The sequence below is a fragment of the Streptomyces tatrensis genome, assembly GCF_049310065.1.
In the GTDB taxonomy this organism is placed as follows: domain Bacteria; phylum Actinomycetota; class Actinomycetes; order Streptomycetales; family Streptomycetaceae; genus Streptomyces.
The window spans coordinates 4,696,226-4,718,785 of record NZ_JBMDLB010000011.1; the positions used below are offsets into that span (position 1 = coordinate 4,696,226).

Consider the following 22,560-nt stretch of genomic DNA (forward strand, 5'->3'; position numbering starts at 1 on the left):
GGACAAGCCACTTCCCCCGATGAGGACGGAACCTGCCAGTCCAAGCCGCAGTCAGGGGGGAAGCTTGCGGCTCGGACCCCGCAGTGAGGTCCTGTCCCTCGCTCACCGATTTCCTGCCAGAACCGGTGGGCTCGTGTTCAATACTGCGCCTGTCGGGACCGCCGCCACACCGGCAAAGGGCCTGCTTCGCCGGGCCATTGGTCCTTAAAGGCCGGGTGAGTGTTCGAACCTGACCGGATAGACTCTCCCGACCTTGCAGGACCGGTTGGGGAGGCCGACAGCGCACGTGGAAACCAAGAAGCTGATCTCGGGCGCCCTCGTCATCTTCGTCTTCTTCGTCATCATCACTCAGCCCGAAAAAGCCGCCGATATGGTGAAAATAGGCTTCCAAGGAATCTCGGATGCCGCAACGGCTATCGGCGAGTTCATGACCGAACTGGTGCGCTGAACCCGTACGCTGAAGCGGTTTCCGGACTTCCCGGCCCCCCACTCCGACGGGTGGGGGGCTTTTTGCGTTCCCGCACACGGGGCAAGATGCCCTGTTATGCCCAACTTGCCCTCAACACGGCGATATACGGTGCTTGCACACAGTGCACATGTCTTGTGATGCTATGACCGCTTTTGACGGATGAGTTGATGACGTGAAGTGAAGGGGTGGCGTGACCGTGCCGGCCAGTACTGCGCCCGAGGTGCCGCCCCAGCAGGACCCGCAACAGGAGCACCCACAGGAACCGCACCGGGATTCCGCCCAGGCCCCGCACCAGGGCTCCCCGCAGACCCCGCACCAGAGCCCGCATCAGGGTCCGCACCAGGCCTCCCCGCAGGCCCCGCATCAGACCTCCCCGCAGGCTCCGCACCAGGGCTCCCCGCAGGCCTCCCCGCAGGAGTCCCACGTACCGCCCCAGCAGGAGGCCCCCGAGGAGCCCCCGGTCGCCCCCAGGCCGCAGAGCCGGGGGGCCGACACCCGGGCCCTCACCCAGGTCCTGTTCGGGCAGCTGAAGGACCTGCAGCCGGGCACCAGCGAGCACTCGCGGGTCCGCGGCGCCCTCATCGAGGCCAACATCCCGCTCGTCCGGTACGCGGCGGCCCGCTTCCGCAGCCGCAACGAGCCGATGGAGGACGTGATCCAGGTCGGCACGATCGGGCTGATCAACGCGATCGACCGGTTCGACCCCGAGCGCGGGGTGCAGTTCCCGACCTTCGCGATGCCGACCGTCGTGGGCGAGATCAAGCGGTACTTCCGCGACAACGTCCGCACCGTCCACGTACCGCGCCGCCTCCACGAGCTGTGGGTCCAGGTCAACGCCGCCACCGAGGACCTCACCACCCTGCACGGCCGCACCCCGACCACCCCCGAGATCGCCGAGCGGCTGCGCATCGGCGAGGACGAGGTGCTCTCCTGCATCGAGGCCGGCCGCAGCTACCACGCGACCTCCCTGGAGGCCGCCCAGGAGGGCGACGGGCTCCCCGGCCTGCTCGACCGCCTCGGCTACGAGGACCCCGAGCTGGCCGGCGTGGAACACCGCGACCTGGTCCGCCACCTCCTCGTACAACTGCCCGAGCGCGAGCAGCGGATCCTCCTCCTGCGGTACTACAACAATCTGACCCAGTCGCAGATCAGCGCGGAGCTCGGCGTCTCCCAGATGCACGTCTCCCGCCTCCTCGCCCGGAGCTTCGCCCGGCTGAGATCCGCAAACAGGATCGAGGCCTAACCGGATCGAGTGGAGATCATTCTCCGCGTTTCCTGACACACCGGTAGATTCCCGCCCTAGAGCAGGCCTATCGTGTTCTGTCGCTGGAGATACTTGTCGACATGGCGCTACAGCGTGTTGCCGACATGTGACATTCTGCTGGAACCGCGTTTGCCGCAGCCCCGCCTCCGGTATTCAGGTGGAGGCTGCGTTCCTCCGACGGGCGCGCAGATGAAGCGCGACCGTCCGCGACCTCAAGGGGGTGGCATGTCCGTAGACCAGGGCAGCTCACAGGTGCTCACGCTCGTCAAGCAGCGTGAAGTGCCGGCAGTGTCCCACCGCTCGGAAGCCATCGACACCCGGATCGACACCCGCACCCTCTCCCGCTCCCTCTTCAAGAGGCTCGCCGGCCTTGACGCGGACAGTCCCGAGCGGACGTACGTACGCGACACCCTGATCGAGCTGAACCTCCCCCTCGTGCGCTACGCGGCGGCCCGCTTCCGCAGCCGCAACGAGCCGATGGAGGACATCGTCCAGGTCGGCACGATCGGGCTGATCAAGGCCATCGACCGGTTCGACTGCGAACGCGGGGTGGAGTTCCCGACCTTCGCCATGCCGACGGTCGTCGGTGAGATCAAACGGTTCTTCCGGGACACCTCCTGGTCCGTGCGCGTCCCGCGCCGGCTCCAGGAGCTGCGCCTCGCCCTCACCAAGGCCAGCGACGAGCTCGCCCAGAAGCTCGACCGCTCGCCGACCGTGCCGGAGCTCGCGGCCGTGCTCGGGGTCTCGGAGGAGGACGTCGTCGACGGCCTCGCCGTGGGCAACGCGTACACCGCCTCCTCGCTCGACTCGCCCTCTCCCGAGGACGAGGGCGGCGAGGGCTCGCTCGCGGACCGGCTCGGGTACGAGGACACCGCGCTGGAGGGCGTCGAGTACCGCGAGTCGCTCAAGCCGCTGCTGGCCAAGCTCCCGCCCCGGGAACGGCAGATCATCATGCTGCGGTTCTTCGCCAACATGACCCAGTCGCAGATCGGCGAAGAGGTCGGCATCTCCCAGATGCACGTCTCCCGGCTGCTCACGCGCACGCTCGCGCAGCTGCGCGTCGGCCTGATCGGCGAGTAGCCGCCGCGGCCCTACGGTCACCGGGTGCGGGTGCGCTCGGGCAATCCACCGCACCCGCTTCCCAATTGACGACGCGTCAGTAAAACTGCCGGGATGCGAAAGGTATCCCGGCCGGCCGCCCTGCTCGTCCTGTGCGCCACGGCCGCAACCGCCGCCCTGACCGGCTGCGGCGGCCCGGCGCGCGAGGGCTACGTGGCCGTCGGCGCGGCCGCTCCGGGCCCGGAGCGGGGCGTCGGCGAGAACGTCGCGCCCAAGGCCCGGGTCGAGTTCCAGTCGCTCCCGCAGGCGGCGCCCGGATCCTCCGCGGCCGCCGGCGGTACGTCGGGCAGCACCTCGGCGGACATCCCCCCGAGCGGCGCCCCGGGCGCCACTCCGGGTGGAAGCCCCGGCGAGGTCCCGGGCGGTACGCAGCCCAGCGCCCCGGGGCTCCAGCCCCCGGGCGGCCCCACCCCGGGCGGATCCACGCCCACCGGCCCCGGCGGCACCGGGAACCCGCCCGGCAGCACGCCCGGCACCAGGCCTCCCACCGCCCCGGGCGGCACTCCGTCGAGCCCGCCACCGAAGCCGGCCCCGTCCACCCCCGCGCCGCCTCCGGCCACGCCGGCGAAGCTGAGCATCGGCGCGCCCACCCGTACCGCCACGGCGGAACGCTGGTGCGAGCAGGTCACGGTGGCCTTCACCAACACCGGCGGCACCGCGGCCCGTTCGGGCACGGTCAGCTTCGCGACGCACATCATCGGCGCACTGGGCGTCGACTGGGCCACCATCACCTCGACCCAGCCGCTGCCCGCCCCGATCGCGGGCGGCACGACGAAGACGAAGACCTACCGGATCTGCGTCGAGTCCTGGCGCGTGCCCCTGGGCATGCGCGTGGAGACCCAGAAGGTCACGGCCACCTGGAACTGAGCGGGCGGCCGGGCCGTCGGCGCGTACCTCAGAGCGCGAGCCAGGCCACCACGGCGATCAGGACCACCGCGGCGACGGCGACGCCGATCCACAGGCCCGCGCCCGGGCCCGACTTGCGCGCGGCACGGTTCTGCATGCGCGAGCCCGGGACGGCGGGGGCCGGTACCGGCTCCTCGACGAACGCCCGGAACATCTGAGTGCTGCCCGCGGGGTCGTAGTCGCCCTGGGGAGCCTGTGAGTTGTGGTTCGAGTCGTGATTCGCAGCCATGCGCAGGACCCTAGCCGGTTTTCCGATTCCTTTACCGCCCAGCCCCCCGATTCATTTGCCTGTAACAACCATCTGCTTCTATGGTTGCCCGAAGCAACGACATTCGAGGGGGGCCCGTGACCGCACTCGCCGACCAGCCGGCCGCGCGCTACGCGGAACTGGCCCGTCAGCTCACCGGCATCGGCGCCGTCAAGCGCGACCTCGCCCGCCTCCTGCCCCCCGACTGCCCTCCCGGTTCGGCGGCCGTGCTCACGGTGCTCGACCGCCACGGCGAGATGCGGCTCAGCCGCCTCTCCGAGTACCTGGCCATCGACATCTCCGTGACCAGCCGGCACGTCGCGCACACCGCCGACCGCGGCTGGATCACCCGCGACACCGACCCGGGCGACGCCCGCTGCCGGATCCTGCGCCCGACACCGGCCGGCCTCGCGCTCCTCACCGAGCTCGGCACCCGCCACACCGGCGCGCTGGAGACGGCCCTGGCCGACTGGTCCGACGAGGACGTCGACCACCTCAACGTCCTGCTGGCCCGACTCCGATCGAGCTTCACGCTTCCAGACAGCTAGACCGAAGGAAACACATGGCTACGACCACACCCACCGGTGTGCGGGGAGACGGCCGGCCGCAGAGCACGTCCGACAGCGCGCCCATGACCCACCCGCAGATCATGAAGGCGCTCTCCGGGCTGATGCTCGGCATGTTCGTGGCGATCCTGTCCTCCACGATCGTCTCCAACGCCCTGCCCCAGATCATCGGAGACCTCGGCGGCACCCAGTCCTCGTACACCTGGGTGGTCACCGCGGCCCTGCTCTCGATGACGGCGTCGACCCCGCTGTGGGGCAAGCTCTCCGACCTCTTCAGCAAGAAGCTGCTGGTCCAGATATCCCTGGTGATCTACGTCCTCGGCTCGATGGTCGCGGGCATGTCCCAGAACACCGGCATGCTCATCGCCTGCCGCGTGGTCCAGGGCATCGGCGTCGGCGGGCTCTCCGCCCTCGCCCAGATCGTCATGGCCGCGATGATCTCCCCGCGCGAGCGCGGCCGGTACAGCGGCTACCTCGGCGCGGTCTTCGCCGTCGCCACCGTCGGCGGCCCGCTGCTCGGCGGGGTCATCACCGATACGAGCTGGCTCGGCTGGCGCTGGTGCTTCTACGTCGGCATCCCGTTCGCCGTCATCGCCCTGATCGTGCTCCAGCGCACCCTGCACCTGCCCGTCGTCCGCCGCGACGTCAGGGTCGACTGGCTCGGCGCCTTCCTGATCAGCGGCTCCGTATCGCTGCTGCTGATCTGGGTGACCCAGGCCGGCAGCTCGTACGACTGGATCTCCTGGCAGACCTGGACGATGACCGGCGGCGCGCTCGCCCTCGGCCTGCTCTTCGTCCTCGTCGAGTCCAGGGCGAGCGACCCGATCATTCCGCTGCGCCTGTTCCGCAACAAGACCATCAGCCTCGCCTCGGCGGCCTCGCTCTTCGTCGGCATCGCGATGTTCTCGGGCACCGTGTTTTTCAGCCAGTTCTTCCAGTTGGCCCGTGGCGAGTCCCCCACGATGTCCGGAATCCTCACGATTCCCATGATCGGCGGGCTCTTCGTCTCCTCCACCGTTTCCGGTCAGGTGATCACCAAGACCGGTAAGTGGAAGGCCTGGCTCGTCTCCGGCGGTGTGCTCCTGACGGCCGGACTCGGCCTGCTGGGCACCCTGCGGTACGACACCCCGTACTGGCACATCGCGATCTTCATGGCGCTGACCGGGCTCGGCCTCGGCATGATGATGCAGAACCTGGTCCTCGCCTCCCAGAACCAGGTGGCCCCCGAGGACCTCGGTGCCGCCAGCTCGGTCGTCACCTTCTTCCGCTCGCTCGGCGGCGCGATGGGCGTCTCCGCCCTCGGCGCGGTCATGGCCAACCGGGTCACCCACTACGTCCAGGACGGTCTCGCCGCGCTCGGCCCGAAGGCGGCGGCCATGGGCCACGGCGGCACCGGCGGGGGCGCTATCCCCGACCTCGACAAGCTGCCCGAACCCTTCCGCACGGTCGTGGAGTCCGCGTACGGGCACGGCGTCGGCGACGTCTTCCTCTACGCCGCACCCACGGCGCTGCTCGCGCTGGTGCTGGTGGTGTTCATCAAGGAGGTCGCCCTGAGGTCGAAGCCGGCGGCCCACGAGCCGACCGCCGCCCCGGCGGAGTAGCCGGGCGGTCTACGGGGCTGCGGGCGCGGCGGGCCTACGCGCCTGCGGGCGCGGCGGGGGCGGCCGGTGCGGCGGCCCCCGCCGGGCTCCCGGTGTGGGCCCGGGCCGGCGAACGGAGCCGGCCGGGCCAGCCCTCCATGGGCGGCCCGGCCGGCTCCTGCTGTTCGCCCAGCTCGCCCAGGGCGTTGTCCAGGGCGTTGTCCAGGGCGAGTTCGAGCAGATCGTGCTTGGTGTCCACGTACCAGTACAGGGACATCGCGGTGACCCCGAGCCCGGCGGCGAGCCGCCTCATGGAGAACCGGGCCGGCCCCTCGGCGTCCAGCAGCCGCTGGTCCGGGTCGTGCCGGGATCGGCCGGGGTGACCATGGAGGCATCCTCCTCACGTGCACGGGACCAGCCCGCAATGTCCGGTCCGCCCCTTGATGCTAGGGGGTGGTGGACGCCTGCGACGTGGGTGCGGTGAGGTCGTAGAAGGTGGCTCCGCCGATGGTGGAGGCCTTGAAGTTGGCCTTGACCCAGGTCTCGATGGAGCTGCTCACACCCCCGCCGGGGCCGCCCCCGCCACGGGTCGCGGTGCCGTTCTCGGCAGCGGCGCCCGCTTCACCGGCATCGGCTCCCGTGCTGCCCTGGCCGATGAAGTAGTGGATCTTCCCGGCGCTCACGTACGCCTTGAACTGCTCCAGGGTCGGCGAGGGGTCGCTGCCGTTGAAGCCGCCGAGGGCCATCACCGGCTGCTGCGAAGCCAGCTGGTAACTCGCGGCGTTCTGCGAGCCGATGGCGGCCGCCGCCCACGTGTACCGGTCCGCGTCGGCGCGCAGCGCGGCCGTGGCCTCGGCGCTGGTCTTCGTCCCGCCGAGCAGGCCGCCCATGCCGCCTCCTCCTCCGCCGCCCATGCCTCCGCCGGCTCCGCCCGGGCCGCCGCCGGTCCGGGTGTTCCGGCCGCCGTCGGCGGGCTGGTTGCCGCCGGGGGCCTGGCCGCCCGGAGCCTGGCCGCCCTGGGCGGTTCCGCCCGGGGCCATGCCCTGCGGTGCGGCTCCGCCTCCGGGCATCCCGCCGCCGGCCGGCATCTCGAAGCGCATGCCCCCGCCGCGGCCGCCCGCGACCGCCGGGCCCGCCGTGACGATCGAGCCCGTGTGCGGGGTGGTCACCGTGGTCAGGCAGTACGCGAGGGGTCCGGCCAGGGCCACGCCCAGGCCGACTGCCGCCACGCCGAGTGCGGTGCGGCGGCCCAGCCGCGCGGTGAACGGCAGCAGCAGGGCCGTGCCGAGTCCGACAGCGAGGACCGGCCAGCGCAACCACGGCACGTACTCCGCGGAGCGGCCGAGCAACACGAAGGCCCAGTACGACGTGAGGGCGAGGGTCACCGAGAGCGTGAGGGAGGCGGCCCGGCTGCCCCGCTCCTCCCACAGGACGGCGATGCCCATGCCGATCAGGGCGGCGATGTAGGGGGCCAGGGCGACGGTGTAGTACTCGTGGAAGATGCCCTGCATGAAGCTGAAGACCACCGCGGTGATCAGCAGCGCCCCGCCCCAGGCGAGGAAGGCCGCGCGGGCCATGCCCTCCAGGGAATCGGTGGCCCGGCGGGCCCGCCAGGTGACCACGAGGCCCGCGACGAGCAGGATCAGCGCGGCGGGCAGCAGCCAGCCGATCTGACCGCCGATGTTCGAGGAGAACAGCCGGTCGATGCCGGTCTCTCCCCAGCCCATCCCGCCGCCGCCACCGCCGCCGGGGCCACCGGTCATGCCCTCGGCGGCCGTGCGGGCTCCGCCGCCGACGCTGCCGGTCTCCTCGCCGTTGATCCGGCCCAGACCGTTGTAGCCGAGGGTCAGTTCAAGGAAGGAGTTGGTCTGCGAGCCCCCGATGTACGGGCGGGAGGAGGCGGGCCACAGTTCGACGATCGCGACCCACCAGCCGCCGGCCACGACCATCGCGAGGGTGGAGAGCAGCAGCTGCCCGAGGCGCCTGCGCAGCCCGGTCGGCGCGCAGAGCGCGTACAGCAGGGCGAGGGGCGGCAGGATGACGAAGGCCTGCAGGGTCTTGGTCAGGAAGGCGAAGCCGACCGCGACCCCGGCCCAGACCAGCCACTTGGTGTGCGCCCCTTCGAGGGCCCGGAGCACGCAGTACACGGTGACCGTCATCAGCAGGGTCAGCAGTGCGTCGGGGTTGTTGAAGCGGAACATCAGCGCGGCCACCGGCGTGAGCGCGAAGACGGCTCCGCTGATCAGGGCCGCCACCGGGCCGAACTGGCGGCGCACGGCGGCGTAGAGCACGGCGGCCGTGCCGACGCCCATGAGGGCCTGCGGGACCAGGATCTGCCAGGCACCGAGCCCGAAGAGCCGGACGGACAGCATCATCGGCCACAGCGCGGCCGGGGGTTTGTCGACGGTGATGGAGTTCCCGGCGTCGGAGGAGCCGAAGAAGAAGGCCTTCCAGCTCTCGCTGCCGGCCTGCACGGCGGCGGAGTAGAAGGAGTTGGCGTAGCCCGAGGCCCCCAGGTCCCAGAGCAGCAGGACGGCGGTCGCGAGGAGCAGCCCGAGGAAGGCGGGGCGTTCCCAGCCGGGCCGCGCGGCGTGCGCCCGGGTCGCCCTGTGGGACGGGGAGGCCGGGGAGGGCGGATGGAGCGGTAGCGCTGCCGTGGTCATCAGGAGTCGTCCTTCGCGGGAGTGGCGCGCCGTTCGGGGAAGACCCAGGCGCGGAAGAGCAGGAACCGCAGCACGGTGGCGGCGAGGTTGGCGGTGACCAGGACGGCCAGCTCGGTGCTGTGCCCCGGCGTGGCGCTGGCGGCCCCGAGGGCGGCGAGCGAACCGCTCGTCAGGGCCAGCCCGATCGCGAACACCACGAGCCCCTGGGCCTGGTGGCGCACGGCGCGGGCCCGGCCGCGGACGCCGAAGGTGAGCCGGCGGTTGGCGGCGGTGTTGGCGACGGCGGAGAGCAGCAGCGCGGCGGCGTTGGCGAGCTGGGGGCCGGCGGCGGTCCGGGCCGCGGAGTAGAGCAGCAGGTAGAGGAGGGTGGACAGGGCTCCGACCACGCAGAAGCCCAGGAGCTGGCGGGCCAGCCCGCGCGGCACCCCGGGCAGGGCGGTGCGGTCGCGCGGGTCGTCTCCGAAGGGGCGGGCGAGCCGGTCCAGCGGGAGCGCGCCGACGGCCAGCGCCCGGCCCACCCGCCAGACGCCCTTGAGGTCCTCGGCGGCGGTGCGGGCGATGTGGACGGTGGAATCGGGGTCGTCGACCCAGTCCACCGGGACCTCGTGGATCCGCAGCCCGGCTCGCTCGGCGAGGACCAGCAGCTCGGTGTCAAAGAACCAGCCGGAGTCCTCGACGAGCGGCAGCAGCCGGGTCGCGACCTCGCGGCGGATCGCCTTGAAGCCGCACTGGGCGTCGCTGAAGCGGGCGGAGAGCGAGGAGCGCAGGAGCAGGTTGTAGGCGCGGGAGATGAACTCCCGCTTCGCTCCCCGGACCACCCGCGAGGAGCGGGCCAGGCGGGTGCCGATGGCGAGGTCGGAGTGGCCGGAGATCAGCGGGGCGACCAGCGGCAGCAGGGCGTTGAGGTCGGTGGAGAGGTCCACGTCCATGTACGCGAGGACGGGCGCTTCCGACTCCCCCCACACGGTGCGCAGGGCCCGGCCGCGGCCCTTCTGCTCCAGCCGGGTGCTGCGTACCCCGGCCACGGAGGCGGCGAGGGCGGCCGCGACCTCGGGGGTGCGGTCGGTGCTCGCGTTGTCGGCGATGGTGATGCGGAAGGGGTACGGGAAGGTCCGGGTGAGGTGCTCGTGCAGCCTGCGCACGCAGGGGCCGAGGTCCGTCTCCTCGTTGAAGACCGGGATCACCACGTCGAGGACGGGCTCACCCGGTACGGGCGCGAGGGGCGCCCGTACCGGGAGCGCTCCGGGAGAGGTGTCGGTAGGCATGACCCGACCCTCGCGGGCCGGGCTGTCACCGCTGTGTGCTGACCCTGTGGCCTGTCTGTGAGTCCGGCTGCGCGGGGGCGGCGAGGGCGGCGGCGGGGGCGGGGGCTCCGCCGGGCGGCGGGTCGGCCAGGGGGAGCAGGACCTCGAAGGAGGTGTGGCCGGGGACGCTGCGGACGCCGACGTGGCCGCCGTGGGCCGAGACCACGGCGGCCACGATGGCCAGGCCGAGGCCGGTGGAGCCCGCCGAGCGGGAGCGGGAGGCGTCGCCGCGGGCGAAGCGCTCGAAGACGTGGGGCAGCAGCTCGGGCGGGATGCCGGGGCCGTCGTCCTCGATCCGGAGCCGGACGGCGGATGTTTCACGTGAAACATGCGCGGTGACGGTGGTGCCGGGCGGGGTGTGCGTCCGGGCGTTGGCCAGCAGGTTCACCAGGATCTGCTGGATCCGGGCCGGGTCGGCGTGGACGGGCGCCGGCTCCTCGGGGAGTTCCAGGCGCCAGTGGTGGCCCTGGCCCGCGGCCCGGGCGTCACTGACGGCGTCCACGACCAGCGGGGCCAGATCGGTGTCGCAGGTGGACAACGGGCGGCCCGCGTCGAGCCGGGCCAGCAACAGCAGGTCCTCCACCAGACCGGTCATCCGGGTGGCTTCGGACTCGATGCGGCCCAGGGCGTGCCGGGTGTCGGGGCCCGGCTCCTCGCGGCCCCGGCGGGTCAGCTCGGCGTAGCCGCGGATCGAGGCCAGCGGGGTGCGCAGCTCGTGGCTGGCGTCGGCGACGAACTGGCGGACCTGGGTCTCGCTCTGCTGGCGTGCGGTCAGGGCCGAGGAGACGTGGCCCAGCATCCGGTTGAGGGCGGCACCGACCTGCCCGACCTCGGTACGCGGGTCGGCCTCGGCGTCGGGGACCCGCTCGTGGAGGGCGGGCTCGCCGCTGTGCAGGGTGAGTTCGGAGACCCGGGTGGCGGTGGCGGCGACCCGGCGCAGCGGGCGCAGCGCGACGCCGACCAGGACCTGTCCGGCGAGGGAGGCCGCGATCAGCCCGGCGAGGGTGACGAAGACCTCCACGGCGATCAGGGTGTGCACGGTGGAGTCGACGTCGGAGAGCGGGAATCCAATGACGATGCCGCCGCCACTGCCGCCGCTGCTGTCGCTACTGCTGCTGCCGGGCGCGGCCAGCACCCGGTAGCCGCCGAGGCCGGGCAGCTGCAGTTCGACCGGGTCGCCGGGACGCCCGTCGGCGGCCTTGCGCGCGGCCTCGGCGAGGACGGAGGCCTGGGCCGGGGTGAGGGGCGGGCGGCCGCCGGAGCCGGAGCCGGATCCGCCGACGGCCGCACTGCGTTCGCTGCGGACGCTCTCGACGGTCTTCCCCGCGGTGTCGAGGCGGATCCCGACGGCACCGAGCGGAGATCCGGGGCCCATGACGACGCCGAGGCTGTTCTCCCGGGGGAACTTGCCCGGGCTGGGGCGGCTCGCCATCTCGACGGAGACGCGCAGCTGTTCGTCGACCTTGTCGACCAGGTACGAGCGCAGCGCGACGGTGGTGACGGTGCTGATGGCCGCGCCGACGACGGCGATGAGGGCCACCGCCGAGACGACGAGCCGGGTCCGCAGTGACCAGGGCCGCCGGCTCCGGCGGGGGCGGCGGGGGCCGGAGGGGCGCCCGGGGCGGCCGGGCCTGCGGGGACGGCGGGTGCGCGCGGGTGCTCGTACGTCCCCGGCTCCCGGTTCGGCCGCCTCGCGCGCACGGCCGGCCGGCCTGGGCTCGCCGGCTGCCACTAGTCGGCCGGCTTGATCAGGTAGCCGGCGCCGCGGCGGGTGTGGATCATCGGCGGGAGGCCGGTTCCGCTCTCGAGCTTGCGCCGCAGGTAGGAGATGTACAGCTCGACGACGTTGGCCTGACCGCCGAAGTCGTACGACCACACGCGGTCCAGGATCTGCGCCTTGCTCAGCACCCGGCGCGGGTTGCGCATCAGGTAGCGCAGCAGCTCGAACTCGGTCGCGGTCAGGTGGACGTCCTGACCGCCCCGGGTCACCTCGTGGCTGTCCTCGTCGAGGCGCAGGTCGCCGACCTCCAGCACCGACCCGCCGCGCGCGGCCTGCGCGGCACCGGAGCGCCGGACCAGGCCACGCAGCCGGGCGACGACCTCCTCCAGGCTGAAGGGCTTGGTGACGTAGTCGTCGCCGCCCGCCGTCAGACCGGCGATGCGGTCCTCGACGGAGTCCTTCGCCGTCAGGAACAGCACCGGGACCTGCGGGAGCTCCCGCCGCAGGCGGCCCAGGACGGCCAGCCCGTCCATGTCGGGGAGCATGATGTCGAGCAGGACGACGTCGGGCCGGAACTCCCGTGCCGCGCGCACCGCGCCCGCACCGTCACCCGCGCTGCGGACCTCGCAGCCCTCGTAGCGCAGGGCCATCGAGAGCAGCTCGGAGAGGGCGGCCTCGTCGTCGACGACGAGGACCCGGCACGGGCTGCCGTCGGGCCGCACGAGGGCCGTGTGGTTGCCGGTGGACGTGGACGCGTGGGATGTGGTCGTCGCAGTCATGCGTACACGCTGGCCGCCGCCCCTGAGAGCGCTCTTGCGTGAACCTGTGAATTCCCTGAGAAACCCCTCCCGCCCCTCAGGCCAGGTGGAAGAGCCGGGCTCCGTTGTCGTGGCAGACGGCGCGCAGCCAGGCGTCGCCGAGGCCGAGCCGTTCGAGGGCGTCGAGCTGGTGCTCGTAGGGATAGGGGATGTTCGGGAAGTCGGTGCCCAGCAGGATCCGGTCGCCGAGGTCGGCGAGCCGGCCGCGGTCCTGCGGCGGGAAGCCGCTGAACTGCTCCGAGAAGTCGGTGAAGGCCATCGTGGTGTCGAGGCGGACCTCGGAGTACCGGTCGGCCAGGTCGAGGAAGTCGGCGTACTCCGGCATCCCCATGTGCGCGACGATCAGCGGCAGCCGGGGGTGGCGGGCCAGCAGCCGGGCGATCGGCTCGGGTCCGGTGTGCTTGCCCGGGACGGGCCCCGAACCGCAGTGCACGACCGTCGGGATCCCGGCCTCGGCGAGGAGCCCCCAGACCGGGTCGAGCCGGTCGTCGGTGGGGTCGTACCCGCCGACCTGGAGGTGGGCCTTGAAGACCCGGGCCCCCGCCGCGACGGCCTGGCCGACGTACTCCCGCACCCCGTCCTCCGGGAAGAAGGTCGCGGTGTGCAGGCAGTCGGGGGTGCGGGCGGCGAAATCGGCGGACCAGGAGTTGAGCCAGGCCGCCATGGCCGGCTTGTGGGGGTAGAGCATGGCGGTGAAGGCCCGGACCCCGAACTCCCGGAGCAGCGCGACCCGCTGCTCCTCCTCGTGCCGGTAGGTGATGGGCCACTCGACGCCGGTCAGCGGGCCGACCGCGTCGAAGTAGTCCCACACCTTGTCCAGCACCCGCTCGGGCATGAAGTGGGTGTGTACGTCGACCAGCCCGGGCACCCCGAGCCGTTCCCGGAACGCCCGGACGGCCTCAGCCGTCTTCGCGGACAAAGCCGTGGCTCCGCTCGACCGTCGCGATGTGCAGCGTGTAGCTCTCGTACCAGTCGGCGCGGCCCTGCTTCATGGCCGCCTGGTGCTCCATCTCCTGGCGCCAGAGCGCGAGGGACTCGTGGTCACGGAAGTAGGCCACGGTGATGCCGAGCCCGCCGGGCGTCCGCGCGGACTCGTAGCCGAGGAAACCCGGGTTGCCGCTGACGAGCTCGGTCATCCGGTCGAGCGTCTCGGGGTATCCACTGTCCTCGGGGGTCCGGACGCTGGTGAACACACTGATGACATAGGGCGGTTCGAAGGCCTGTACGGGCTTGATGGTCATGCCCACCACCCTCTGCGGCCGGTGCCTGGCATGTCCACCGGAAAACGGCCCGGACGGCCAAAGGGATCCAAGTTTTGACCTTGTACCGCGACTCGCCCGGTCGGGTCAGAACAGCCCGTCCTGCGCGCCGGCTGCCTCCCGCCCGGCGGTCGGGATCCCCGCCACGGGCACCTCGGTGACATCGCCCTCCCGGGGCGCCACCAGCTCCCACCCCGCGAGCAGCCGGGTGTCCACCACCAGCCCGTCGGCGAAGTGCAGATCGGGCCCGGCGGCCCCGAGAAGCCGGCCGGCGACGGTTCCGCCGGGCACCATCTCGGTGATCACCCGGGCAGGGGCGGGCAGGGCGTCGAGCCCGAAGGCCCCGGCGTGGTCGGTCACCTCGCACTCCAGCCTCTCCAGCGACTCCGGCCACCCCTCCAGCGCGGCGGCCCGTGCGTGCAGGGCGGCGACCTCCGCCGCCCGCTCGGGTCCCGGCGGCACCTCTCCCCGCACGGACCGCTTGCGGGCATAGGCGATCCGGTCGGGCACTCCGAGGGCGGCCCGCAGCAGTTCCTCGGTCCGGCGGGTGGCCATCAGCGGCCCGCGCCCCAGCCAGGCCCAGGCCACCGCCCCTTGCTCCAGCAGCCGGACGGACCCGCGCTCCTCGGCGGTGATGCCGACCTTGACCAGCCCGGCCCCGAACCAGGCGAGGTACACCCGGTAGGTACGCGGATCACCGGCGTTGGTGTCGGCCGCCACCGAGAAGGAACGGTCCAGGCCGGCGCACTCGGGGCACTGGGCGTTCCCGCTCCGGCCGGGCACGGTCCGCCCGGTCGGGCACGGCGTCCGCCGTCCGGCCCGCCGGATGCCGAGGCAGTGGCGCTCTCCCCGGGCGGCGAAGGCGAGGGGCTGCCCGTACGCGAGGAGGCTGGTGCGCTCGCCCCGTCCCGGTCCCCGCCCGTACCAGCCCATGGCGGGCCGGCCGTCGTTCCACCGGAGGCCGGTGCACCACCAGGTCACAGGGGGAGCGGTCGCTCGAAGAGGGTCTCCAGGACGGCGGAGGCCGCCGGCGCCGCGTACGGCCGGCCCGTGTCCTCCTGGCGGCGCTGGATCAGCGCCCGGTCGATGTCGTCCACCGCACTTCCTCCCGCGTCCCTGCACACCCTCGCCGAGACGCTACCCGATCCCGAAGTCACCCCCCGCGACCGAACGGGGTTCGACCCCTCCCTCTCCTCGCCTGCCCGGCTAGCGGGCGACGAACTGCGTCAGGATCGCCTGGACCTCATAGATGTCGACGCCCTTGGTGAAGGTCTTCGCTATCGGCACCGAGCTCCCGGAGAGCCATATCTTCAGCTCCGCGTCCAGGTCGAAGTGGCCGGCGGTCTCCACGGAGAAGTGCGTGATGCTCCGGTACGGAATCGAGTGGTACTCCACCTTCTTCCCTGTGATCCCCTGCTTGTCGATGAGCACGAGCCGCCGGTCGGTGAACAGGATCGTGTCGCGGATCAGCAGATAGGCGGCGTGCACCTGCTCCCCCTGACCCAGCAGCCGCGCGTACTCGCGGTGTGCCGACGCCGGATCCACGGCGTGCGCGTTCCCGAACAGTCCCATGTGAGCTCCCCCTGCTTTCCCGGCGGTGTTTCCCGGTGATTCGATCTCCAAGAAAACGTATCCGGGCCGCCCGTCACCCCGCGTCCCCCGCCAGAGCCATCTCACCCCGTGGCTCCCCGGAGCCAGGCCTCATCACTGAGGAGGAGGGAGAACGGGAGAGGGGCAACGCAAGAGGCCCCCCGGTGAACCGGGGGGCCTCTTGGGCTGTGCACTCGGCAGGATTCGAACCTGCAACCTTCTGATCCGTAGTCAGATGCTCTATCCGTTAAGCTACGAGTGCTTGGCTGGCCGGGGTTTTGCGCCCCGTTGGCCTTGCGAGAACAACAATACATGGACCTCGCCGGGACGCGAAATCCATTAGCTCCACCCGTGCTGACCTGCGGAAACAGCTCGGAAGAAGATCATCCGGTTGGGTGCCCGGGCGCCCCCGGCGCGCCTCCGCGCGGGCAGATCCCGAGCAGATCCCGCAACCTCCCGGACCCCGAACGCACCGAAGCCCCGGTCCGCAAGGACCGGGGCTTCGTGAAGTGCGGAGGCGGAGGGATTTGAACCCTCGATGGGGCGTAAACCCCAAACCGCATTAGCAGTGCGGCGCCATAGACCGGACTAGGCGACGCCTCCAGCACACCCTCGCGTACGAAGGTGCGTGCAGATGATGACACAGGCCAGGGGCCGGTCACCAATCCGCTCCCACGGTACAAGGAGGGCGGCCCGCAGAGCAAAGCCTTAAGCACCTCCGCGTGCGGAACGTCGGCGCCGGCTCGTCGTTGGTCTGTCGTACGACGTACGGACGACCTGGAGTTCCCCATGCTGCGTCTCGCCGCTTTCGCCGTCGCCTCCGCTCTGGCCGCAGGGGCGGCGGGCCCGCTGCCCCCGCTGCCGCCGCTCGGCCGGCTGCTGTCCGCCCCCGCCCCGGCCCCCGACCGGCTCACCATCGCCGTGGCCGACACGGGCAACCCGCTGGCCGACGGCGAGTACCGGCTGGAGTGCGACCCGCCCGGCGGGAACCACCCCCGGGCCGAGGACGCCTGCGCCCGCCTCGAAGCCCTCGCGCGCGAGGGGAAGGATCCCTTCGGCCCGGAGCCCAAGAATCAGCTGTGCACCATGCAGGACGGCGGCCGCGCCACCGCCCGGATCACCGGAACCTGGCACGGCCAAAGGGTGGACTCCCGGTTCCGCCGGACCAACGGATGCGAGATCCGCAGGTGGAACGACTTGGAACCCGTGCTTCCACGTGGGCGTTCCTGACCTGGGAGGATGCACCGGTCGGGCGATATGCGCCGGGCATCCGCCCCCTCATCGGGAGCCCGTGCCCTTAGACTCCTCCCGTGACATGCCGGTAGTTGTGGTCAGGGAGGAAGCTCGTCGTGAGCAGCAGGCCATCCCGAGGCGCTGCTCGCCTCGCAGCAATACTCGACGCTCTTCCGGACGCGCTGTTGCTCGTCAACGCCAACGGCACGGTCGTCAACGCGAATTCGATCGCCCTCGAGGTCATGGAGAGCCCCGGTACCGGGCTCGTCGGCCGGGGCGTGCTCGACCTCCTGCCCGAGTTCGACTCCAAGCTGATCCCCGGCTCCATGCGCCGGCCCGGCGAGGACGAGGGCGGCCGCGCCCGCCCGAAACGGATGGTGGCGCGCCGCACCGACGGCAGCGAGTTCCCCGTCGAGGTCACCGCCGCCCATCTCGACGGCCGTGACGCCTACCGTGAGCCGCAGCCCTCGTACACCGGCGACGAGCTGCTGATGCTCGTCGTACGGGACCTCTCGCAGACGGTGGACACCGAGGCCGAGCTGGCCCGCTCCCAGCGCCAGACCGAGATGATCCTGCGCGCCGCGGCCGAGGGCGTCGTGGGCACGGACACCGACGGCAGGGTCGTGCTGGTCAATCCGGCCGCCGCCCAGATCCTCGGCTACCGCGCCACCGACCTGGGCAACCGCGAACTGCACGGGCTGATTCAGCACTCGCGCGCCGACGGTTCGCCGTTCCCCTTCGAGGAGTCCCCGCTCGCCGACACCCTGCGCAGCGGACGCAAGCACCGGGTCCGCGGCCAGGTGCTGTGGAACAAGGCCGGGCAGCCCGTCGCCGTGGACCTGACCACCTCACCCGTACGGGACGGGGAGCAGCTCGTCGGCGCCGTCATGACCTTCACCGACCGGCGCTCCTACGACGCGCTGGCCGCCCGCCACGCCCAGCTGCTGTCCGTCCTCGGCGACTCCCTGCGCGGGCCGCTGGAGGAGCTGCGCGGGGAGCTGGCCACGCTGGCCGCCGACGACGCGGGACAGCTGTGGCCCGAGGCCAACCAGCTGCTGCACCACCTGGCCGCCGGCTACTCCCGGATGACCACTCTGGTCGACAACGTGCTCTCCTTCCAGCGCCTCGACGCGGGCGGAGAGAAGCTCGACAAGAAGAAGGTGCTGATCGACGGGGTCGTCGCGGCCGGTGTCGACGGCGCGGTCGAGCTCATCGGCCCCGGGCGCGCGCAGTTCGCCGTGCACGCCCCGACCATCGAGGCCGAGGTGGACGCGGAGCGGATCGCGACCGCCCTCGCGCACCTGGTCGCGGACGTCGCCGGGGTGGACGCCACCGGCAAGACCCGCCAGGGCAGCGGGTACATGGACTCGACGATCGTGGTGGCCGCCGCGCAGCGCGGCGAGGTCGTACGGATCGAGGTGCGCGGCCCGTACGAGGGCGGCAACCCGGTGCACGAGCCGATCGTGCGGGGCATCGTGGAGGCGCACGGCGGTGTGCTGCAGACGGTGGAGGTGCCGGGCGCTCCCGGCGGGGCGTACGTACTGGAGCTGCCGCTGGGTGCGGGAGCCGGGACGGTCACCCTGCCCGAGCCGGTGGAGCCTCCGCCGGCCGCGCCCGGGACCGAGGGCGGCCCGGGGCAGGTCTCCGGCGGCCGGCGGGCCCGGCGCGGCGTGGACGCGTTCCTCGACGACGCCGCTGCCGACACGGGAGCCGACAGCGGCGTGGCGAAAGCGGGCCGGGACTCCGACGGCGGGAGCGCGCTCGCGCTGCCGTCCGGCAGGCGCCGGGGCGGTGAGGCGGCGGCGGTCGCCCGGCCCGGCGACGGCGCTCCCGCGGAGCTCGCCCAGTCCCCCGTGAACCCGGCGGGCCTGGGTGGCAGCGGCACGGGGCGGCGCCGCGGCCAGAACGGCGACGGCAGTGACGGCAGCGGCGGCGACTCCGGTGGCGGCAACGGCCGCCCGGGCGGCCCCGGGCGGCCCGTGCCCCCGCAGGGGACCGCCATGCCCGCGCTCCCGCCCGTGCCGGTGGCTCCCGTGCCGGTGCCGCCGTTCCCGGGACTCCCCGTTCCGCTGACGGAGCACCCCGCCGGGCGGCGGCGTGCCCTGGGCGCGGCGGGACCGGCGCAGCAGGGCGGCCCGGTGCCGGCGACCGGGCTCGGACCGACTCCTGCTCCGACGGCCACTGCGATGCCCGTGCCTCCGCCCTCCCCCGCTCCCGCTCCCGTACGGCCCATCGCCCCCGAGGGCGGCTTCGCGCTGCCTGCCGGGCCCACGCCGGCTCCGCAGCCGCCGCAGGCCCCCGCAGAGGCCGACGCCGATGCCGCGGGCGGGCGGCGCGGGCGCCGGGTGCTGGGCGCGCCCGGTACCGACTCCGAGGGCGCCGAAGCCGCCGCCGGGCAGGCGGACACCGGCGCGCAGGGCCCCGTAGCCTCCGAGACGCATCCCACCGGGCGGCGGCGTGCGCTGCCCGCCACCCCGGCCTGGCCGGTTCCGGCGGCCCGTACCGCCCCCGAGGACTCGGACGGCAGCGGGCAGATCGCCGTACCCGGAGCCCGGCAGCCGCAGGACACCCCCGCGGAGGCCGCCGGGGCGCCGATCAGCGTCCGCGCGCTGGGCAGCCTCGGCCAGGGCGGCTCCTCCACCGACACCAACGGCTCCGGCCGGCGGCGCCGGCTCGCGGAGCCCGCGCCCGAGGGCCGGGCCTTCGCCATAGGAGCCCCCGAGGCGGGCTCCGCCGAGGGCCCCGAGCCGCTGGACGGGCCCGGTGGCGCCGTCGAGGTGGTCAACCGGACCGTGCCCCGTCCCGTGGACGACGAGCTGCCGCCCGAGCCGCTGGACAACCCGCGCCGGCTCCTGGTGTGGCCGGCTCCGGACGCGCAGACGCAGGCCGCGCTCAGCGACCGCGGCTACCGCCCGGTGATCGTGCACTCCCGTGAGGAGGTGGACGCGCAGATCGCCGCGTTCCCCGCCGCGCTGTTCGTGGACCCGCTGACCGGACCGATCACCCGGACCGCCCTGCAGTCGCTGCGCCAGGCCGCGGTGGCCGCCGAGGTGCCCGTACTGGTGACGGCCGGGCTGGGGCACGCCACGCGCGAGGCCGCGTACGGCGCCGATCCGGCGGTGCTCCTGAAGGCGCTCGCGCCGCGCGACAGCGACCAGCATCCCTCCCGGGTGCTGCTGATCGAGGAGCACGACGAGATCGCGACCGCGCTGACCGCCGCCCTGGAGCGGCGCGGCATGCAGGTCGCGCGGGCCGACGCGGACACGGACGCCGTGGAGCTGGCGACCCGGATGCGGCCGAACCTGGTGGTGATGGACCTGATGCAGGTGCGCCGCCGCCGGGCCGGGATCGTGGACTGGCTGCGCGCCAACGGGCAGTTGAACCACACCCCGCTGGTCGTCTACACGGCCACCGGGATCGATCCGGCCGAACTGCCGCGGCTGGCCTCGGGCGAGAGCGTGCTGTTCCTCGCCGAGCGGTCCACCTCGGCCGACGTGCAGGGCCGCATCGTGGACCTGCTGGCCAAGATCGGCACCAACTAGCCATTCTGGCCGCATGGCCATCATCGACACGAGCGAGCAGACCGTCCCCGCCGACAACGGGGAGGTCAGCCTGCTCATAGCGCGACAGGTTGATCCGGGCCACGAGGAGAACTTCGAGGCGTGGGCCCACGGGATCCTGGAGACGGCCTCGGCCTTCCCCGACCACCTGGGGTACGGGCTGTTCCGCCCGGCCGTCGAGGGCGGGCCCTGGTTCCTGGTGCACCGGTTCCGCAACCAGGCGGCCTTCCAGCGGTGGCAGGACTCGGCCGAGCGGGCCGCCTGGTTCTCGAACTGCCTCGGCCACCACCACACCGAGATAGCCCGGCGCGAACTGCACGGCATGGAGACCTGGTTCGCCAAACCGGGTACGGCCCGGCCCGCGCCGCCGCGGTGGAAGATGGCGATCAGCTCGGGGCTGGCCATCTTCCCGATCTCGCTCGCGGGCAACGCGCTGCTCGGGCCGTACCTGGTGAATCTGAACTTCGTGCTCCGGACGGCCGCCTTCGCCGTCGTCTTCAGCACCCTGATGACCTACGTGGCCATGCCCGCGATCAGCAAGCTGCTGCGGCCCTGGCTCACGCGCGGCCAGTAGCCCCGGTGGGCAGTCCCCCCGGCGGTGCTCAGTCGAGCTTGGTGACGTCGAGGACGCCGTCCGCGTACTGCCTGCGGATCACCTTCTTGTCGAACTTGCCGACGCTCGTCTTCGGCACGGCCTCCACGATCGCCCAGCGCTCCGGCAGCTGCCACTTGGGGATCGTCTGGCCGAGGAAGGCACGCAGTCCCGCGTAGTCCACGGTGGCCCCCTCCTTGAGGACCACGGTGGCCAGCGGCCGCTCGTCCCACTTCTCGTCGGGGACGGCGACGACAGCCGCCTCGGCGACCTCCGGGTGGGCCATCAGCGCGTTCTCCAGCTCCACGCTGGAGATCCACTCCCCGCCGGACTTGATGACGTCCTTGGCGCGGTCGGTGAGGCTGAGGTAGCCGTCGGGGCTGATCACGCCGACGTCTCCGGTCTTGAGCCAGCCGTCCGCGCTGAACTTGTCCTCGGGCCGGATCGGTTCGCCGGAGGCGCCGCCGTAGTAGGCGCCCGCGATCCAGCTGCCGCGGACCTCCAGCTCGCCCGCCGACTCGCCGTCCCAGGGCAGGACGTCGCCACCGGGGCCGACCAGCCGGGCCTCGACGCCCGCCGGGAAGCGGCCCTGGGTGATGCGGTACGGCCACTCCTCCTCGGGGGTCAGACCGGCCGGCGGGTGGGCCATGGTGCCCAGCGGGGAGGTCTCGGTCATCCCCCAGGCGTGGTTGAGGCGCACGCCGAGCTTGTCGTAGGCCTCCATCAGGGCCGGCGGACAGGCCGCGCCGCCGATGGTGACCTGCTTCATCGAGGTCAGGTCGCGCGGGTTGGCGGTGACCTCGGCGAGCAGCCCCTGCCAGAGGGTGGGGACGGCCGCGGCGTGCGTGGGCTTCTCGCGCTCGATCATGTCGGCGAGCGGGGCGGGCTGCAGGAAGCGGTCCGGCATCAGCATGCTGATGCCGGTCATGAAGGTGGCGTGCGGCAGGCCCCAGGCGTTGACGTGGAACTGCGGGACGACGACGAGGGAGGTGTCCTTGTCGGTCAGGCCCATCGACTCGGCCATGTTGACCTGCATCGAGTGCAGGTAGATCGAGCGGTGGGAGTAGATGACGCCCTTGGGGTCGCCCGTGGTGCCGGAGGTGTAGCACATGGCCGCGGCCTGGCGCTCGTCCAGCTCGGGCCAGTCGTAGGTGTCCGGGCGGCCCGCCAGGAGCTCCTCGTACTCGTGCACGCGCACGCCGAGGCCCTCCAGCGCGGAGCGGTCGCCGATGCCCGCGACCACGACGTGCTCGATGGTCGGCAGATGCGGCAGGAGCGGGACGAGCAACGGCAGCAGGGTGCCGTTGACCAGGACGACCTTGTCGACCGCGTGGTTGACGATGAAGACCAGCTGCTCGGGAGGGAGCCGCAGGTTCAGCGTGTGCAGGACGGCCCCCATGGAGGGGATCGCGAAGTACGCCTCGACGTGCTCGGCGTTGTTCCACATCAAGGTCGCGACGCGGTCGTCCTGCTGGACGCCCAGCTCGTCGCGCAGGGCGTTGGCCAGGCGCGTGGCACGGGTCCCGATCTCGGCGAAGCTGCGGCGGTGCGGCTCGGCCTCTCCGGTCCAGGTCGTGACCTGGGACTTCCCGTGGATCGTCATCCCGTGCTGCAGTATGCGGGTGACGAGGAGTGGTACGTCCTGCATGGTGCTCAGCAAAGCGTCCTCC

Annotated in this window: 18 protein-coding genes, 2 tRNA genes and 2 pseudogenes; 9 read left to right on the forward strand and 13 right to left on the reverse strand. The window is 72.5% G+C overall.

The annotated features are described in order from the left end of the window. Positions 1–286: 286 nt before the first annotated feature. From ACODT5_RS37200 to ACODT5_RS37215, 4 genes are all read left to right on the forward strand, one after another. The gene (locus ACODT5_RS37200; RefSeq protein WP_422523445.1) at positions 287–448 is read left to right on the forward strand and encodes a hypothetical protein; all 162 of its coding nucleotides are present in this window, start codon (positions 287–289) and stop codon (positions 446–448) included. 211 nt (positions 449–659) lie between these two features. Continuing rightward, positions 660–1,712, forward strand: a complete 1,053-nt coding sequence (locus tag ACODT5_RS37205; protein ID WP_422523446.1) for an RNA polymerase sigma factor SigF — start codon at positions 660–662, stop codon at positions 1,710–1,712. 246 nt (positions 1,713–1,958) lie between these two features. After that, positions 1,959–2,813, forward strand: a complete 855-nt coding sequence (locus ACODT5_RS37210) for an RNA polymerase sigma factor SigF (RefSeq protein ID WP_243341827.1) — start codon at positions 1,959–1,961, stop codon at positions 2,811–2,813. A 93-nt stretch (positions 2,814–2,906) separates the two neighbouring features. After that, entirely contained in the window at positions 2,907–3,719 is an 813-nt protein-coding gene (locus ACODT5_RS37215; RefSeq protein WP_422523447.1) for a hypothetical protein, read from the forward strand. A gap of 28 nt (positions 3,720–3,747) precedes the next feature. Here ACODT5_RS37215 and ACODT5_RS37220 read toward each other — a convergent pair whose 3' ends face one another. Beyond that, on the reverse strand, positions 3,748–3,987 hold the full coding sequence (locus tag ACODT5_RS37220; RefSeq protein WP_385380886.1) for a hypothetical protein: 240 nt from the start codon (positions 3,985–3,987) through the stop codon (positions 3,748–3,750). A gap of 80 nt (positions 3,988–4,067) precedes the next feature. On the opposite strand from ACODT5_RS37220, the gene ACODT5_RS37225 reads away from it, so the two are divergent. Continuing rightward, a complete protein-coding gene (locus tag ACODT5_RS37225) occupies positions 4,068–4,553 on the forward strand; it encodes a MarR family winged helix-turn-helix transcriptional regulator (RefSeq protein WP_422523448.1) in 486 nt (161 codons plus the stop codon). A gap of 83 nt (positions 4,554–4,636) precedes the next feature. Further along, positions 4,637–6,318, forward strand: a pseudogene (locus ACODT5_RS37230) (MDR family MFS transporter); the annotation flags it as partial. Here ACODT5_RS37230 and ACODT5_RS37235 read toward each other — a convergent pair. From ACODT5_RS37235 to ACODT5_RS37285, 11 genes and pseudogenes are all read right to left on the reverse strand, one after another. Continuing rightward, a pseudogene (locus tag ACODT5_RS37235) lies at positions 6,261–6,500 on the reverse strand (TetR/AcrR family transcriptional regulator); the annotation flags it as partial. The pseudogenes ACODT5_RS37230 and ACODT5_RS37235 overlap by 58 nt on opposite strands. Positions 6,501–6,597: 97 nt before the next feature. After that, a complete protein-coding gene (locus tag ACODT5_RS37240; RefSeq protein ID WP_422523450.1) occupies positions 6,598–8,814 on the reverse strand; it encodes an ArnT family glycosyltransferase in 2,217 nt (738 codons plus the stop codon). Next, complete coding sequence (locus ACODT5_RS37245; protein ID WP_422523451.1) at positions 8,814–10,079, reverse strand: bifunctional glycosyltransferase family 2/GtrA family protein; 1,266 nt, start codon at positions 10,077–10,079, stop codon at positions 8,814–8,816. The genes ACODT5_RS37240 and ACODT5_RS37245 overlap by 1 nt, the downstream gene beginning before the upstream one ends. A gap of 25 nt (positions 10,080–10,104) precedes the next feature. Next, a complete protein-coding gene (locus tag ACODT5_RS37250) occupies positions 10,105–11,658 on the reverse strand; it encodes a sensor histidine kinase (protein ID WP_422523452.1) in 1,554 nt (517 codons plus the stop codon). Positions 11,659–11,849: 191 nt separating this feature from the next. Next, positions 11,850–12,617 (reverse strand): response regulator transcription factor, encoded by a 768-nt coding sequence (locus ACODT5_RS37255; RefSeq protein ID WP_422523453.1) that lies wholly within the window; start codon positions 12,615–12,617, stop codon positions 11,850–11,852. Positions 12,618–12,693: 76 nt separating this feature from the next. Further along, entirely contained in the window at positions 12,694–13,575 is an 882-nt protein-coding gene (locus ACODT5_RS37260; protein WP_422523454.1) for an amidohydrolase family protein, read from the reverse strand. Then, positions 13,556–13,897 carry an antibiotic biosynthesis monooxygenase family protein gene (locus tag ACODT5_RS37265; RefSeq protein WP_385368724.1) on the reverse strand — a complete coding sequence of 114 codons (342 nt, stop codon included), beginning with the start codon at positions 13,895–13,897 and terminating at the stop codon, positions 13,556–13,558. The genes ACODT5_RS37260 and ACODT5_RS37265 overlap by 20 nt, the downstream gene beginning before the upstream one ends. A gap of 105 nt (positions 13,898–14,002) precedes the next feature. Beyond that, positions 14,003–14,896, reverse strand: coding sequence for a DUF2797 domain-containing protein (locus ACODT5_RS37270; protein WP_422523455.1), 894 nt, complete (start codon positions 14,894–14,896; stop codon positions 14,003–14,005). A 225-nt stretch (positions 14,897–15,121) separates the two neighbouring features. Next, entirely contained in the window at positions 15,122–15,487 is a 366-nt protein-coding gene (locus ACODT5_RS37275) for a PH domain-containing protein (protein ID WP_422523456.1), read from the reverse strand. A 207-nt stretch (positions 15,488–15,694) separates the two neighbouring features. Beyond that, positions 15,695–15,767, reverse strand: a tRNA-Arg gene (locus tag ACODT5_RS37280). Between the two features lie 250 nt (positions 15,768–16,017). Next, positions 16,018–16,108, reverse strand: a tRNA-Ser gene (locus ACODT5_RS37285). A 186-nt stretch (positions 16,109–16,294) separates the two neighbouring features. Here ACODT5_RS37285 and ACODT5_RS37290 point away from each other — a divergent pair. The 3 genes from ACODT5_RS37290 to ACODT5_RS37300 all read left to right on the forward strand — a co-directional run bounded on the left by ACODT5_RS37290 (position 16,295) and on the right by ACODT5_RS37300 (position 20,872). Next, positions 16,295–16,735 (forward strand): SSI family serine proteinase inhibitor, encoded by a 441-nt coding sequence (locus ACODT5_RS37290; RefSeq protein WP_422523457.1) that lies wholly within the window; start codon positions 16,295–16,297, stop codon positions 16,733–16,735. 119 nt (positions 16,736–16,854) lie between these two features. Next, entirely contained in the window at positions 16,855–20,280 is a 3,426-nt protein-coding gene (locus ACODT5_RS37295) for a response regulator (protein ID WP_422523458.1), read from the forward strand. 13 nt (positions 20,281–20,293) lie between these two features. Next, positions 20,294–20,872 carry an antibiotic biosynthesis monooxygenase gene (locus ACODT5_RS37300; protein ID WP_422523459.1) on the forward strand — a complete coding sequence of 193 codons (579 nt, stop codon included), beginning with the start codon at positions 20,294–20,296 and terminating at the stop codon, positions 20,870–20,872. A gap of 28 nt (positions 20,873–20,900) precedes the next feature. Here the strand turns inward: ACODT5_RS37300 and ACODT5_RS37305 are convergent, their stop codons facing one another. After that, complete coding sequence (locus tag ACODT5_RS37305) at positions 20,901–22,550, reverse strand: long-chain fatty acid--CoA ligase (RefSeq protein ID WP_422523460.1); 1,650 nt, start codon at positions 22,548–22,550, stop codon at positions 20,901–20,903. Positions 22,551–22,560 lie beyond the last annotated feature (10 nt).

What these genes read in the sequence shown, in the direction of transcription:
- ACODT5_RS37210 (WP_243341827.1), top strand. Translation starts at nt 1,959, where the DNA reads ATGTCCGTAGACCAGGGCAGCTCACAGGTGCTCACGCTCGTCAAGCAG.
- ACODT5_RS37215 (WP_422523447.1), top strand. Translation starts at nt 2,907, where the DNA reads ATGCGAAAGGTATCCCGGCCGGCCGCCCTGCTCGTCCTGTGCGCCACG.
- ACODT5_RS37220 (WP_385380886.1), bottom strand. Translation starts at nt 3,987, where the DNA reads ATGGCTGCGAATCACGACTCGAACCACAACTCACAGGCTCCCCAGGGC.
- ACODT5_RS37225 (WP_422523448.1), top strand. Translation starts at nt 4,068, where the DNA reads ATGGTTGCCCGAAGCAACGACATTCGAGGGGGGCCCGTGACCGCACTC.
- ACODT5_RS37240 (WP_422523450.1), bottom strand. Translation starts at nt 8,814, where the DNA reads ATGACCACGGCAGCGCTACCGCTCCATCCGCCCTCCCCGGCCTCCCCG.
- ACODT5_RS37245 (WP_422523451.1), bottom strand. Translation starts at nt 10,079, where the DNA reads ATGCCTACCGACACCTCTCCCGGAGCGCTCCCGGTACGGGCGCCCCTC.
- ACODT5_RS37255 (WP_422523453.1), bottom strand. Translation starts at nt 12,617, where the DNA reads ATGACTGCGACGACCACATCCCACGCGTCCACGTCCACCGGCAACCAC.
- ACODT5_RS37265 (WP_385368724.1), bottom strand. Translation starts at nt 13,897, where the DNA reads ATGACCATCAAGCCCGTACAGGCCTTCGAACCGCCCTATGTCATCAGT.
- ACODT5_RS37275 (WP_422523456.1), bottom strand. Translation starts at nt 15,487, where the DNA reads ATGGGACTGTTCGGGAACGCGCACGCCGTGGATCCGGCGTCGGCACAC.
- ACODT5_RS37290 (WP_422523457.1), top strand. Translation starts at nt 16,295, where the DNA reads ATGCTGCGTCTCGCCGCTTTCGCCGTCGCCTCCGCTCTGGCCGCAGGG.
- ACODT5_RS37300 (WP_422523459.1), top strand. Translation starts at nt 20,294, where the DNA reads ATGGCCATCATCGACACGAGCGAGCAGACCGTCCCCGCCGACAACGGG.